The 14,107-nt window shown below is 49.6% G+C and carries 16 protein-coding genes; 11 read left to right on the forward strand and 5 right to left on the reverse strand.

The genetic code is table 11. The features are described from left to right. The first annotated feature begins 8 nt into the window (after window positions 1-8). The 8 genes from hinT to M2371_RS09085 all read left to right on the forward strand — a co-directional run bounded on the left by hinT (window position 9) and on the right by M2371_RS09085 (window position 6,114). Entirely contained in the window at window positions 9-365 is a 357-nt protein-coding gene (gene hinT, locus M2371_RS09050) for a purine nucleoside phosphoramidase (RefSeq protein WP_115629479.1), read from the forward strand. Window positions 366-369: 4 nt separating this feature from the next. Then, on the forward strand, window positions 370-744 hold the full coding sequence (locus M2371_RS09055; RefSeq protein WP_172894829.1) for a YcfL family protein: 375 nt from the start codon (window positions 370-372) through the stop codon (window positions 742-744). A 55-nt stretch (window positions 745-799) separates the two neighbouring features. Further along, entirely contained in the window at window positions 800-1,396 is a 597-nt protein-coding gene (gene lpoB, locus M2371_RS09060) for a penicillin-binding protein activator LpoB (RefSeq protein WP_404979388.1), read from the forward strand. Next, window positions 1,374-2,204 carry a thiamine kinase gene (gene thiK, locus M2371_RS09065; RefSeq protein WP_259267708.1) on the forward strand — a complete coding sequence of 277 codons (831 nt, stop codon included), beginning with the start codon at window positions 1,374-1,376 and terminating at the stop codon, window positions 2,202-2,204. Before lpoB ends, thiK begins: the two co-directional genes overlap by 23 nt. 15 nt (window positions 2,205-2,219) lie before the next feature. Then, the gene (gene nagZ, locus M2371_RS09070; protein WP_172894826.1) at window positions 2,220-3,245 is read left to right on the forward strand and encodes a beta-N-acetylhexosaminidase; all 1,026 of its coding nucleotides are present in this window, start codon (window positions 2,220-2,222) and stop codon (window positions 3,243-3,245) included. Window positions 3,246-3,286: 41 nt separating this feature from the next. Continuing rightward, entirely contained in the window at window positions 3,287-3,829 is a 543-nt protein-coding gene (gene ycfP, locus M2371_RS09075; protein ID WP_034494636.1) for an alpha/beta hydrolase YcfP, read from the forward strand. A gap of 225 nt (window positions 3,830-4,054) precedes the next feature. Beyond that, window positions 4,055-5,359, forward strand: coding sequence for an NAD(P)/FAD-dependent oxidoreductase (locus M2371_RS09080; protein WP_034494638.1), 1,305 nt, complete (start codon window positions 4,055-4,057; stop codon window positions 5,357-5,359). Between the two features lie 218 nt (window positions 5,360-5,577). After that, the gene (locus tag M2371_RS09085) at window positions 5,578-6,114 is read left to right on the forward strand and encodes a glycine zipper 2TM domain-containing protein (RefSeq protein ID WP_034494640.1); all 537 of its coding nucleotides are present in this window, start codon (window positions 5,578-5,580) and stop codon (window positions 6,112-6,114) included. Window positions 6,115-6,155: 41 nt separating this feature from the next. Here the strand turns inward: M2371_RS09085 and M2371_RS09090 are convergent, their stop codons facing one another. After that, on the reverse strand, window positions 6,156-7,184 hold the full coding sequence (locus M2371_RS09090) for a Gfo/Idh/MocA family oxidoreductase (protein WP_259267498.1): 1,029 nt from the start codon (window positions 7,182-7,184) through the stop codon (window positions 6,156-6,158). Between the two features lie 139 nt (window positions 7,185-7,323). Next, complete coding sequence (gene iutA / locus M2371_RS09095; RefSeq protein ID WP_259267709.1) at window positions 7,324-9,513, reverse strand: ferric aerobactin receptor IutA; 2,190 nt, start codon at window positions 9,511-9,513, stop codon at window positions 7,324-7,326. A 194-nt stretch (window positions 9,514-9,707) separates the two neighbouring features. Here iutA and M2371_RS09100 point away from each other — a divergent pair, with 194 nt between their 5' ends. Beyond that, window positions 9,708-10,601: a siderophore-interacting protein gene (locus tag M2371_RS09100; protein WP_172894822.1), complete on the forward strand. Its 894-nt coding sequence runs from the start codon at window positions 9,708-9,710 to the stop codon at window positions 10,599-10,601. Window positions 10,602-10,630: 29 nt separating this feature from the next. On the opposite strand, the gene M2371_RS09105 is transcribed toward M2371_RS09100, so the two are convergent. After that, on the reverse strand, window positions 10,631-11,263 hold the full coding sequence (locus M2371_RS09105) for a TetR/AcrR family transcriptional regulator (protein ID WP_034494655.1): 633 nt from the start codon (window positions 11,261-11,263) through the stop codon (window positions 10,631-10,633). Window positions 11,264-11,510: 247 nt separating this feature from the next. Here M2371_RS09105 and bhsA (M2371_RS09110) point away from each other — a divergent pair, with 247 nt between their 5' ends. Then, window positions 11,511-11,768, forward strand: coding sequence for a multiple stress resistance protein BhsA (gene bhsA / locus M2371_RS09110; protein WP_115629455.1), 258 nt, complete (start codon window positions 11,511-11,513; stop codon window positions 11,766-11,768). Between the two features lie 100 nt (window positions 11,769-11,868). Here the strand turns inward: bhsA (M2371_RS09110) and M2371_RS09115 are convergent, their stop codons facing one another. Further along, window positions 11,869-12,501 (reverse strand): TetR/AcrR family transcriptional regulator, encoded by a 633-nt coding sequence (locus M2371_RS09115; RefSeq protein ID WP_172894820.1) that lies wholly within the window; start codon window positions 12,499-12,501, stop codon window positions 11,869-11,871. 251 nt (window positions 12,502-12,752) lie between these two features. On the opposite strand from M2371_RS09115, the gene bhsA (M2371_RS09120) reads away from it, so the two are divergent. Next, on the forward strand, window positions 12,753-13,010 hold the full coding sequence (bhsA, locus tag M2371_RS09120; RefSeq protein WP_034494661.1) for a multiple stress resistance protein BhsA: 258 nt from the start codon (window positions 12,753-12,755) through the stop codon (window positions 13,008-13,010). Between the two features lie 71 nt (window positions 13,011-13,081). Here the strand turns inward: bhsA (M2371_RS09120) and M2371_RS09125 are convergent, their stop codons facing one another. Beyond that, a complete protein-coding gene (locus M2371_RS09125; RefSeq protein ID WP_232062611.1) occupies window positions 13,082-14,002 on the reverse strand; it encodes a L,D-transpeptidase family protein in 921 nt (306 codons plus the stop codon). Between the last annotated feature and the right edge of the window lie 105 nt (window positions 14,003-14,107).

Consider the following 14,107-nt stretch of genomic DNA (forward strand, 5'->3'; position numbering starts at 1 on the left):
GTAACGTCATGGCCGAAGAAACAATTTTCAGCAAAATTATCCGCCGCGAAATTCCGGCAGATATCGTTTATCAAGATGATCTAGTGACTGCATTCCGGGATATCTCGCCGCAGGCACCTACCCACATCCTTATTATTCCTAATATCCTGATCCCAACGGTAAATGATGTCACCGCAGAACATGAGCTGGCTTTAGGGCGCATGTTAACGGTTGCAGCTAAAATTGCAGAGCAGGAAGGGATTGCCGAAGACGGTTATCGTCTGATCATGAATTGTAATCGTCACGGCGGGCAAGAGGTTTACCACATACATATGCACCTTCTCGGTGGCCGCGTACTTGGGCCAATGCTGGCGCATAAAGGATAATTTAATGAAAACTAACCCGCTGTTAATGCTTCTTCCCCTTGTGCTGATGGTGGGATGTAGCTCCAAACCGGCCATTCCTGTCAACGACAGACAAACACTGGTGATGGAAGCGTCGGTGTTGGCAGCGGGTATCAGTGCTGAAAGTCCTGAAATTTCAAATGACAACGGCGCCACTGTTTCACGCAGTCAGTTATATAATGAGCAGTCGAAGCCGGTCATTATCAACTATCGTTTTTATTGGTATGACGCGAAGGGGTTGGAGATTCATCCTCTGGAACAACCGCGCACGATAACGCTGCCTGCGAAATCCAGCGTTTCGGTGTCATCTATAGCCAGTTATCCAGACGCACGTAAAGTCCGTCTTTATCTCTCTTTATAAGGGGTGAATTTTGATTAAGGGAATCCATCGATATCTGGTTATCCTCGCTGCGGCGATGATTTTATCCGGGTGTATTAACCGTGGTGAAACTCCTGCTCCAGTGGAAGAAGTTAAACCGGGTCCACAGCAGCCGGTCGAACCGGTGCCAACCGTCCCAACGGTGCCAACAGTACCGACTCAACCAGGGCCGATTGAGCAACCAAAGCCGACCATTCCTGCAACGCCAAAAGTCCGTACTTACGACTGGGGCAGCGCCATGCAGCCGATGGTGGGCAAAATGCTGCAAGCCGATGGCGTTACCGCAGGCGGCGTACTGCTGGTGGACAGTGTAAACAATCACACCAATGGCTCGCTGCAAACCAGCAAAGCGACAGAAGCTTTACGCGGCGCATTGGCGAACAACGCTAAATTCACCCTTGTTTCTGCTCAACAACTTTCAATAGCAAAACAGGAACTGGGATTATCGCCACAAGACAGCCTGGGTTCGCGCAGTAAAGCGATTGGTATTGCCCGTAAAGTCGGCGCTCAATATGTGCTTTACAGCAATGCCAGCGGTAATGTGAATGCTCCAACACTGAAAATGCAGTTGATGCTGGTACAGACGGGTGAAATTATTTGGTCAGGAAACGGTGCGGTACAACAGACCCAATAACGTCACGCTGCAAAGTGTGATTACTCAATATCTTCCGGCGGCTCAGGCCGCCGGTTGCTTTTCTGCGCTCGAAGGATTGAGTGGTGGCAGCGTGCATTTCAACGCGGGAGGGCGCGAGTACGTCGCTCGTCACCAGCTTGCGTCTCCGCAGCCGGGCGTTTCGCTCTCACGGCACTTTCGCGCGCTGAACCGAATGCCTCAGCGCATCGCGCCGCGGCCCGTTTGTCTGGCTGACGGTTGGTTAATCGTCGAATGGCAAACTGGCGAGGTAAAATCCCAACTTCCCTCACTGCAATCGCTCAGTGCCTTGCTGTATGATTTACATCAACAAAACTGTTTTGGCTGGCGAATCAGTCTGTTGCCGTTGCTTGAACACTACTGGTTAATGGCTGCCCCTGAGCGCAAACGTGTGAGCTGGTTGCGGTTGCTTAAAAAGATGAAGCGGCAAGGCGAACCTAAGCCGCTGCGCCTGGCACCACTGCATATGGATGTTCATGCCGGGAACCTTGTGCTCCAACCGCAGGGGCTTAAACTCATTGACTGGGAATATGCGGGTGATGGCGATGTTGCGCTGGAACTTGCGGCAACAATGGCGGCCAATAATATCTGTGATGATTCACTGATACGCGCCTATGCACAATGGAGCCATATTCCGCTGGAAACATTAACCCGGCAGGCAGCACGATGGCGGCCATGGGTAATGATGCTGATGGCATCGTGGTACGAATGCCGCTGGCGGCAAACACAAGACAGAACATTTATAACTCTTGCAGATGAGGCCTGGAGCCAACTGCGGGAAAAGAACTAATTAAGAGAGGTAGATGTGGGTCCGGTAATGTTAGATGTGGCAGGCTTTGAGCTGGATGCCGAAGAGCGCGAAATTCTGAAACACCCGCTGGTCGGTGGGCTGATTCTGTTTACCCGCAACTATCACGACCCCGAGCAATTGCGTGAACTGGTGCGCCAAATCCGCGAAGCCTCGCGCAATCGTCTGGTGGTGGCCGTTGACCAGGAAGGCGGTCGCGTTCAGCGTTTCCGTGAAGGCTTTACGCTTCTTCCTGCCGCGCAATCTTTTGCTGCCATTCACGGTCTGGAGAAGGGCGGTAAACTAGCTGAGGAAGCAGGCTGGTTGATGGCGAGTGAAATGATTGCGATGGATATCGACATCAGTTTCGCACCCGTTTTGGACATTGGCCATATTAGCGCTGCCATTGGCGAGCGTTCGTACCATGAAGATCCGCGAAAAGCGTTGGCGATGGCAACCCGTTTTATCGACGGTATGCATGCGGCTGGCATGAAAACGACCGGTAAGCATTTCCCTGGTCACGGTGCCGTCACCGCCGATTCGCACAAAGAAACCCCTCGCGACCCGCGTGATGAAGCGTTGATTCGTGAACACGATATGCAGATTTTCCGTACACTGATTACCGATAACAAACTCGATGCCATCATGCCCGCGCATGTTATCTACACCGATGTTGACCCGCGTCCGGCCAGCGGTTCCCCGCATTGGCTGAAAACCGTTTTGCGTGGCGAACTTGGCTTTAATGGCGTTATCTTCTCTGACGATTTATCGATGGAAGGTGCGGCGATTATGGGCAGTTACGCTGAACGTGGGCAGGCATCACTGGATGCAGGTTGCGATATGATCCTTGTCTGCAATAATCGTAATGGCGCGGTTAGCGTGTTAGATAACCTGTCGCCGGTCAAAGCAGAACGTGTTACAGGTTTGTATCATAAAGGTTCATTTACCCGTCAGGAGCTGAGGTCATCAGCGCGCTGGAAGGAAGCAAACCAGCAACTTGAGGCGCTGCATGAGCAGTGGCAAGCCCACAAGGCGGGTCTTTAACTCTCGGGCCGAATGGCCTGAATTCGTGTGGTGAGGATGCAATGATTATCTATTTACACGGTTTCGACTCCAACAGTCCCGGTAACCATGAAAAGGTGCTGCAACTCCAGTTTATCGACCCGGACGTGCGGCTTATCAGTTACAGCACGCGGCATCCGAAACACGACATGCAGCATCTGCTTAAAGAAGTCGACAAGATGCTGCAACTCAGTGCCGATGAGCGTCCGCTGATTTGCGGCGTTGGGCTGGGCGGTTTTTGGGCAGAACGTATCGGTTTCCTGTGTGATATTCGCCAGGTGATCTTTAACCCGAATTTGTTCCCGCAAGAGAACATGGAAGGGAAAATCGATCGTCCTGAGGAATACACCGATATCTCGACCAAGTGTGTGCAGAATTTCCGCGAGAAAAACCGCGATCGTTGTCTGGCTATTTTGTCTCGCAATGACGAGGCGCTGGACAATGCCCGTGCCGCAGAGCTATTGCATCATTACTATGAAATTGTATGGGATCAGGAACAGACCCATAAATTCAAAAATATCTCGCCACATTTGCAGAGAATAAAAGCCTTCAAAACGCTGGGCTAAATAGGTCGGAAGCGTCGGTTTTTGAAAGGGTCAGCCATGTGCTGGCCCTTTTTGTTTATCTTTTCGGCATAAAAATTTGATGCATATCAATTTTGGTATGACCAATACACCATCCATGTTATTCTTTGGTCACATTAGTGAGTTTGTTTAGGTAACTTGTTGTTAATTAAATGCTATTTACATAACCTTTAATTAACAATTGGTTAATATTTTAAGGGGGTCACTTTGACTACGCCATTAAGAAAGATTGTCATTGTCGGTGGTGGTGCTGGCGGACTTGAACTGGCCACTCAGTTAGGTAAAAAACTGGGTCGTGGTAAGAAAGCGAAGATTACGCTTATCGACCGTAACCACAGCCATTTATGGAAACCACTGCTGCACGAAGTGGCAACCGGTTCACTGGATGAAGGTGTGGATGCACTGAGCTACCTGGCTCATGCCCGTAATCATCATTTCCAGTTCCAGCTTGGTTCAGTGGTTGATATTAACCGCGAAAGCAAAACGTTGACGCTGTCAGAACTTCGTGACGACAAAGGCGAGCTGTTGGTTCCCGAGCGTAAGATCCCTTACGACACCCTGGTGATGGCGCTGGGCAGTACTTCCAACGACTTCAACACGCCGGGCGTGAAAGATAATTGCATCTTCCTCGATAACCCGCATCAGGCGCGTCGTTTCCACTCTGAGATGCTGAATCTGTTCCTTAAGTATTCTGCAAACCTGGGCGCCAGCGGCAAAGTGAATATTGCTATCGTGGGTGGCGGGGCGACAGGTGTGGAGTTGTCCGCTGAACTGCACAACGCAGTGAAACAGCTGCACAGCTACGGCTATAAAGGGCTGACTAACGAAGCGCTGAACGTGACGCTGGTTGAAGCGGGCGAACGTATTCTGCCTGCATTGCCTCCGCGTATTTCAGCGGCAGCGCACAGCGAGCTGACCAAACTGGGCGTGCGTGTTCTGACGCAAACCATGGTGACTTCTGCTGATGCGGGCGGCCTGAATACTAAAGACGGCGAATATATCGCAGCGGATCTGATGGTTTGGGCAGCAGGTATCAAAGCGCCAGACTTTATGAAAGATATCGGCGGACTGGAAACTAACCGTATTAACCAGTTAGTGACCGAGCCTACGCTGCAAACCACGCGCGACCCTGATATTTACGCCATTGGTGACTGTGCTTCTTGCGCACGTCCTGAAGGCGGCTTTGTGCCACCTCGTGCACAGGCTGCACACCAGATGGCATCTTTGGTGCTGACCAATATTCTTGCGCAAATGAAAGATAAACCGCTGAAATCTTATGTTTACAAAGATCACGGTTCTCTGGTTTCGCTGTCTAAGTTCTCAACCGTCGGTAGCCTGATGGGCAACCTGATGCGTGGTTCGATGATGGTAGAAGGGCGTATGGCGCGTTTCGTTTATATCTCCCTGTACCGTATGCACCAGGTCGCGCTTCATGGTTATTTCAAAACCGGCCTGATGATGCTGGTGGGCAGTATCAACCGCGTGATTCGTCCGCGTTTAAAACTGCACTAATCTCAGTTCAGTATTGACTATTAAACCCGGCCAGCGTGCCGGGTTTTTTATTTGACGTTTCAGCATAAAAATCCATAAATGAACATTTCATGCTTAGGACTTCTCTCAAACACATAGTTTCAGCCTATGAATCCGCACTTTTCATCCGTTGTCTGATTTGTCTTATACGCCCTCTGGTTGCAAAATTGTAAGCAATTGCACAGTCAGGAGGATGTCCTGTGAATAAATCAATGTTAGCGGGTATAGGTATCGGTGTGGCCGCAGCACTGGGTGTGGCGGCGGTTGCCAGCATGAATGTTTTTGACCGTGGCCCTCAGTACGCACAGGTGGTGTCAGCGACACCTATCAAGGAAACGGTAAAAACACCACGTCAGGAATGCCGTAACGTCGCGGTGACACATCGTCGTCCGGTTCAGGATGAAAACCGTATTCTCGGTTCAGCGTTAGGTGCCGTTGCAGGTGGCGTGATTGGCCATCAGTTTGGTGGCGGGCGTGGTAAAGATGTGGCGACGGTAGCCGGTGCTCTGGGCGGGGGTTACGCGGGTAATCAGGTTCAAGGTGCGATGCAAGACCGCGACACCTACACCACCACGCAGCAGAAATGTAAAACCGTCTACGACAAGTCAGAAAAAATGCTGGGTTACGACGTGACGTACCGCATTGGCGACCAGCAGGGCAAAATCCGTATGGATAAAGACCCTGGCACGCAGATCCCACTGGATAATAATGGCCAGCTAGTTTTGAATAAAATCTAATGGTTATAAATCAAAGCCCATCTTATGAGATGGGCTTTTGCTCAATGACTACCGCGTAACTGCTGCTGCAGTTCCAGCAGCGCAGTAACTTCTGCTATGCGGCGCTGAGTGTAGGCGGGAATTTCGCCAGGCGTGCGCAAAAACAGCCTTTGCTCGCCAAAAACTACATCATGTAAACAACGGTCGTAAAGCGGCCCGGCGAGGGTACTGCGTTCGCTTCTCTGTTCAGAGATCCGCTCCACTACCTCATTCACTCCCTCACGATCGATATTGATCCTTTGTCCGTCATGAAGATGAATCCGCATCCCTTTTTGCCCGCCAGCAGGCCCGGCATATTTGTTGAGATGGAGCGTAAAAGGAATACCACTGAGAGTCCCGGTTAACAGCGCTTCACCTTCCGCTGTAGTGAAATCACCCACTGCAATCGCGTTCCCAAGGCGATCGCGTGCGTAGTTGAGTTCAACGGTGAGCTGGTCATTGCCACCTAACTGATGAACAGTTTCACGCATCATGGCAAGAGTATGAGTGCCAATATCCACAATTACGCCGTCAGGGTGACGCAACTGGCGAGTGTCTGCTTCACCCGTGGCAAAGTTGAGGGCAGCAGGCTCACCCGCGGCATTAAAACCACTTGGCTCCAGTAAAAAACCTTCGATACACTTTATTTCATTGATGTTGTGAATGTGATCGCAGGCTTGAGTACGAACCATCCAGTGATCCAAAGCCAGAACACGGGCGGCATTTTGCGGCTTCGCGAGCAGAGTTTTAAGTGTCTCAAGTTGCGCAAGCGTGGCAGCGACGGGTTTTTCTACCACAATAGCAGGCACGTCACTTTGCAACACGCGCTCCAGAACGGGAAGGTGATGCAAAGAAGAAGTCGTGATTAGCACCAGATCAAGCGGCATTGCCAGCAGTGCGTCCAGGGAATCACAACGGTTAATCCCGTCAATCTGACGCGCGGGGTCAGCATCAAAGCCGTAACATTCGAGCAAGGGCAGAGAGAGGCGGCGTAGTGCCGGGAGATATGCTGTTTCGATGACTGAACCTAAACCGATTAAACCTGCCAACATAAGCTAATCCTACCAAATATAAGCCGTACCTATCATTAGAGTCCCTATGTTTTAAATGACTACTGGATTTTGGTCGAGAAGGATTTTGTGTATGAGAGTAAAAAGCAGGCTGGTTTTTAGCCAGCCTGCTGTGGGGAACTTAGAATTGCAGAGAGTAATTCACGCCGTAAGTGCGTCCACGACCTTTGTATTCGTACAGCGATGGGCTGCCGTAAGTTGGGCTGTAGAGTAGAGGCGCGCGCTGACCCCACACGGTGGTGTAGTCTTTATCCAGCAAGTTTTCGATGCTGAAGCTCAGCTTACCCAGTGGCAGAGCGTAGCTACCGATAAAGTCGACGGTGTTGTAACCGTTGATTTTATTGTCGCTGGCATCGGTTAAATCAAAGGTCTGCTGGCTCTGGACACGCAGGCTCCATGGTTCTGGCGCCCAGCCCACATATGCCGTGGCTTTCGACGGGCTGGCATAAATCACGTCCCATTTCTGCCATTTTCCATCTACTTTGGTTTCGGATTTCAGCACGTTGAAGTTAACACCGGTGCTCCAGTCTGAGTCTGGAATAAAGTAATCCACGGCACCTTCAACGCCGTAAATACGGCGTTTGTCATCTTCAACATTGATGGTCATATCTGCACGGTTGATGGAGATAGACTTGTCAGACAGTGAGTAGTAAGCCGCAACCTGAGTGCGCAGGCTATCGCCCGAGTAGCGCCAGCCTAACTCATACGAATCGACCTTGATCCCCTGAAGTTTTGACTGTGCAACGTTCACACTGTTCACCAGCTGGTAATGGCCGTTGACCAGGCGGTAAGTCCCGTTACCGTAATATTTGCCTGGGTCAGGTAATTCGACGCCTTGCGAGAAGTTAAACCACGCTTGCTGGCGCTCGGTGATGTGCATTAACACGCCAGCATTGAACAATGCATTGTCGTAATCAGTAGTGCCGCCAGGGATAGAATCCGCTGATTGAGCGATACCATTTGCAATACCTTGCTGCTGAGTAAAGCCAACAAAATCATCAACTTTGTTTTCGGTCCACTGGTAACGGACGCCGCCGCTTAGCGTAAACATGTCGGTGATGTCATAGCTCGTTTGCATGAATGGCGCGAAATTAGTAATGCTGTAGCCTGGGTAACGCCCGGTGGTGTAAATGCTTTGGTTATTCAACCCACCTGAGGCATTCGCTTTCGCTAAATCAAAGAATTTTTGGTTTGAGGTAAAGCTTTCGTGATCGGCATCCACACCGTAGGTAATTTGCCAGCCATCAACGGGCTGGCTGGTCAGGGCGAGTTTTGCACCGTACTGATCGGTATCTTGCTGGGAGGCCGAGAAACTGGTGACTGTGCCACGCGTCAGGGTCGGGAACGGATAGAACGTCAGGGATTCATCGCGATAATAAACCTGCCCAACCAGCTCCTGGCCGAGGAAATCGCTGTTGGAATATTGCAGGCTAATCAGATGGCGCTCGGTGCCTGGAATACGGTCTGAATTGAGTTGGTCGCTGACGTAAGCATTACCATTTCCGGTAACAGCCGAGAAATTCTCGCCCAGATTTAGCCCGTAATCTTCATCGCCCTGGCTCTTGTAATATTGCGTCACTAACTGTAATTGCTGAGTTTCATCAATATTGAGCGTGCCGGTTCCCATCACATCCAGACGATCAGAATACTGCAAGCCGGTTTGCGTGTTATCAAGCAGAGTCTGATCGCCATTGCCATCGAACCACCCACCGAACTTCTGATAGGCCACCGACATTCGTCCGGACGCATGTTCGTTGCCGCCAGAAATTGCCCCTGCGATACGCTCATCGTGATCTTTGCTGCTGTTAAAGCCTGATTTAATGCCCGATTCAAATTCCATCTGGGTATCAGGCTGGCCTTTTTTGGTGACAATGTTAATCAAACCGCCGGTACTGCCGCCGCCGTATAAAGAGGTCGCGCCGGAAATGACTTCAATATGCTCGATGTTGAACGGGTCGATGGAATCAAGTTGGCGGCTATCGGTACGGGAAGAATTCAGACGAACGCCATCTACCAACACCACGATAGAGCGGCCGCGCATGTTCATGCCGTAGTTGGTGCGGCTTTGACTACTGACATCAAGCCCTGGAATTAACTGTGCAAGTGCATCTTTCAGCTCCTTGCCACCCTGGATTTGTTGTTCGAGTTCAGTGCCTTCTATAACCCAAGTTGTCTGCGCCATTTCTGCCACGGTACGGTGCATACGGTTCGCAGAAACCAGAATATCTTCTTCTGAAGTTTGCTGCGCAAAAGCCGGAGCCATCATCGCCAGAAGCAGCGGGTTAAGCACCCAGTGTGCATTTTTATGCATCATCATCATTCCTTAGATGGAAAATATTAACATTTGAAAATATTTTGAAATAAGAACGGACTGAATTTTGCCGATAACAGTTCTCATTATCAATCTCAATTGATAGTATTTCTTAAATTAATCTTATGAATAATCACATGATTTATGTGGTTTACTTTTTCTGGATGTAGGCCTGATGTGGCAAAGGAGTGGAAATGGCAGGAGTGCAGGGGTATCGCTTGTTTAATGTCCAGCTAGTGCATAAATCGCAAGTTTCACCTTCGCTATTGAGTCTGGTGTTTGGCGGTCCGGATGTTGCGCACATGAAATGTGACTCGCCCGATCAGCGAATCAAAATGTTATTCCCCTCTGAAGATGGCTCTATTCCTGCTCTGCCGGAGCAAGGCGAGTGGTATCAATTGCTGCAACAATTGCCCAGAGAAAAGCGACCCGTGGTGCGTACTTATACCTTGCGCAAGGTTGATCCCGAGCGCCAGGAAGTCACTGTGGAATTTGTCAGCCACGGTACGGAAGGCCCGGCATCAGCATGGGCAATTAACTCCCAGCCTGGCGACCAAATTCAAATCGTTGCGCCTAATGCCGAATATGCTCAAGACAGCGGTGGATACGAATGGACTCCGCCGAGCGGTTTACGCCATGGGCTAATCATCGCCGACGAAACGGCATTGCCCGCAGCGCGAGGTATTCTGGAACTGCTGGCGACTCAGGAAAAACCTCCACACATTCAGGCGTTTTTTGAAGTGCCAGAGGAAGGTGATTGTGTCGATTTGAGCGAGTTCAGATTCGCGAAAATTCACTGGTTAGCGCGCAAAACGGTGAATGCGACGCATGGCGAGTGCCTGCTCAAATCCGTCAGAGAAAATGTGCAGGTACCTGAAGCAGCAGGCGTGACGGAGGCACTTAATGAAGAAGCGGAAGGTGAACTGCTGTGGGATAAAGCGACCTCGGTCAGCAATGATTTTTATGGCTGGGTCGCGGCAGAATCCACGGTGGTGAAACTCCTGCGCCGCCATTTGATTGGTGAATGTGGCGTGAACCATGATGCAATCAACTTTATGGCGTACTGGAGTAAAGGGCGAGTGCGTTAAAAGAGCAGGGCGGCAAACGCCGCCCTGTATTAGATTTTTTTAAGTTCTGGCATCAGCCGCATCGTCGTATTCACGATTTGCATCAGCTCTTCATAGCTGGCGTTTTCGCGCGCGCTCACTGACATCCCCTGAATAATACAGCACAAGTACTTAGCCAATTTACGGATACAACTGGTCGCAGGCATTTCGCCTTGTTCCTGGCGCTTCGCCAGAAAACGCACCAGCGTTTCTTCCTGCATCGACTGACGCGTTTTTATCACTGCCGCGATATCTTCCGAAGAGGCTGCCAGTACCGATGAAGTACAGATGATAAAGCAACCTGTTGGCGTGTCTTTCTCAGTAAAGAGCTTCGCAATCAGCGAAAAATAATCTTCCAGTGCTTGCTCGAGCGTGCGTTCTTCGCAGAACAGGCAATTCTCACGCATTTGCGAGAAACGTTCGATATAGCGGTCCAGAACGGCCTTGAATAACCCTTCTTTGTTGGTGAACTCTGCGTACAGCGTCGGAGCTTTTGCGCCCGTCGCTTCGACCAGATGCGCCAATGAAGTGGCTTCATAACCGTGTTGCCAGAACAAAGCCATGGCCTTGTCGAGTGCTGCTTCCCTGTCAAACACCTTCGGTCGGCCACGGCTTTTTTTAATGCAAGTCGTATCAGATGACATATGCGCCGTTTAACCTTTGTCTGTTTATTGAACGATCATTATAAAAATAATATCACGCGGTAGCTATAGGGAAGAGTGAAAAAATAATTATTTCCTATGCTTATGAAAATATGAGCTTTTATAAAATAATTAACGGTCATTACAAAATTAATTTGACGCGTGATCCAGATCGCGTTTATGATTTAGTTATCGAACGTTAAGTAAATAAATTTAACGGCCTTATAAATGTTTATCCAAGGTAACTATCATGAAAAATGTAAAAACTCTTATTGCTGCTGTCGTTCTTAGTTCAATTTCTTTTGCAAGCTTCGCGGCTGTTGAAGTTCAGGCCGCCCCAGCTGGCGAGCAGAAAGTAGGCACTATCAGCGCATCCGCCGGGACTAACCTGGGTTCTCTGGAAGACCAACTGGCGCAGAAAGCTGAAGCAATGGGCGCTAGTTCATTCCGCATTACTTCCGTCACTGGCCCGAATACGTTGCACGGTACTGCGGTAATTTATAAATAAGCCTGTGCCCTCTAAGTAAAAACTGTCTCCATAAGAAAGGCCCTGTTGAATAACAGGGCCTTTTTCTATTGCTGAAAAGGGCGGCAGGTGTCGCCCAGGATTAAATTTTTTTCAGCTCCGGTAACAAGCGAAGTGTCGTGCTGACGATCTGCTTTAATTCCTCGTGGCTCGCGTCTTCCCGTGCGCTGACTGACATACCCTGAACAATGCAACACAGGTATCTAGCTAAATTTTGAACGCAGGTTGTGGCCGGGATTTCACCTTTCTGTTGGTGCTGTTCGAGGAATTTAAGCAGCGTAGCTTCGAGCAGAGACTGACGAGCCTTGATCATTTCAGAGATATCGTGCGATGAAACTGCCAGAACGGATGAAGTACAAATCATAAAGCAGCCCGTTGGGGTTTCTTTATCGGTAAACAGTTTCGCCACCAGATAAAGATAATCCTCAAGCGCCTCTTCAAGCGTTCGATTGTCGCAACGCAGGCAGGTCTCTCGCAGTTTCGTCACACGAGCAAGATAGCGGTCTAAGACGGCCTTGAACAAACCTTCTTTATTGGTGAATTCGGCATATAACGTTGGGGCTTTTGCCCCTGTCGCTTCAACCAGATGTGCCATTGAAGTGGCTTCGTAGCCGTGTTGCCAGAATAAAACCATGGCCTTATCGAGTGCGGATTCTTTGTCGAACACTTTTGGTCGGCCACGGCTTTTTTTGGTATCGCAGGTGTCGGTAGACATAATTAGCCGTTTTAACCTTTTCTATTTTATGAACGATCATTATAAAAATAATATCTCATGGGTTCTAGTGCTAGTTTATCCAAAAATAAATCATGGCTATCTATATGAAAAATAAGTTATTAATAAAATAATTAACGGTCGTTATAAAAATAATTTGACGTGTGACGCGGATCACGTTTATTATTTACTTATCGAACGTTAAGTAAATAAATTTAACGGGCTTACAAATCATCTGCTTAAGGTCAAAAATCATGAAAAACGTAAAAACTCTTATCGCTGCTGTTGTTCTTAGCTCAATCTCTTTTGCAAGCTTCGCGGCTGTTGAAGTTCAGGCAACGCCAGCAGGCCAGCAGAAAGTAGGCACTATCACTGCAACCGCTGGGACTAACCTGGGTTCTCTGGAAGACCAACTGGCTCAGAAAGCTGAAGAAATGGGCGCAAGTTCATTCCGCATTACTTCCGTCACTGGCCCGAATACGTTGCACGGTACTGCGGTAATTTATAAATAAGATTCACGGTAAATCAGTTTCATAAAAAAAGGCCCTGTTAAAAAACAGGGCCTTTTTGCATTTCAAAACAGTTAAATCTCGTTGCTGGCAATACCGTACGCGTTCACTTCAATCGGCATCCCGGAGCGGTGCTGCATGGCTTGCTCCATGACGTTAGCATCTGTTTCCGGTGCAGACTGGAACTGTTTCATCTGCTCCGTTAACACAATCGGAAGCACTTTCGGATCGTCATCAATGTGTTTAGACAAAGGCTGATGAACTTCAACTAAACGCCTGCCATCGGGCTCCACTGAGGTTTTAATCGCGGTGTTGATGATGCGCACTGGCGTACCAACAGGCATCTCTTTGTACAACGCTTTAATATCGTCATCACGCAGTCGAATACAGCCAGAGCTCACGCGCATTCCAATCCCAAAGTCCGCATTTGTTCCGTGCAGCAGATAAACGCCACCATAGGCTGCAAGGCGGATGGCATGGTGGCCCATTGGGTTTTCCGGCCCGGCAGGGACGACCGCCGGAAGTTTGATTCCGTTCGCCAGGTAGCGAGCGCGAATATTGGCCGTTGGCGTCCAGGTCGGGTTGGCGCGTTTATCTGAAACGCTGGTGACCATAGTTGGTGTCACGGTGTCGCCACCGAGTTGGCCAATGCCAATCGGGTAAACGGTTACGCTATTTTTCCCTGCGGGATAGTAATAAACACGTAGTTCGGCAAGATTCATTACCAGCCCCTGACGCGGCGCATCTGGCAATAGCATCTGGCGCGGAATAGTCAGCACGCTACCTGCGCGTGGGACATACGGGTCAACACCTGGATTTGCCTGAAGCAGGGCAAGGAAGCCGACATTGTATTTTTTGGCGATGGCTTCAAGCGAGCCGCCGTTATCCTCGACCACATGGAAAAAGTTCTGACCGATAAGGCGACTGCCTTCTGGCGGCAGAGGGTAGGAATTAGCGCTTGCCGGGAAAGCGGCAAGGCTTGCGCTGACCAGCATCAGCGATGCCAACCAACGTACAGGTAAAGAGAAAAATCGCGACGACTGCATTAAGCAAAACCTCATTATTATTAAGGTTAATGTTGTTAAAAAGTTAATCGCGAA

The organism is Buttiauxella sp. BIGb0471 (genome assembly GCF_024807715.1).
GTDB classification, from domain to species: domain Bacteria; phylum Pseudomonadota; class Gammaproteobacteria; order Enterobacterales; family Enterobacteriaceae; genus Buttiauxella; species Buttiauxella agrestis.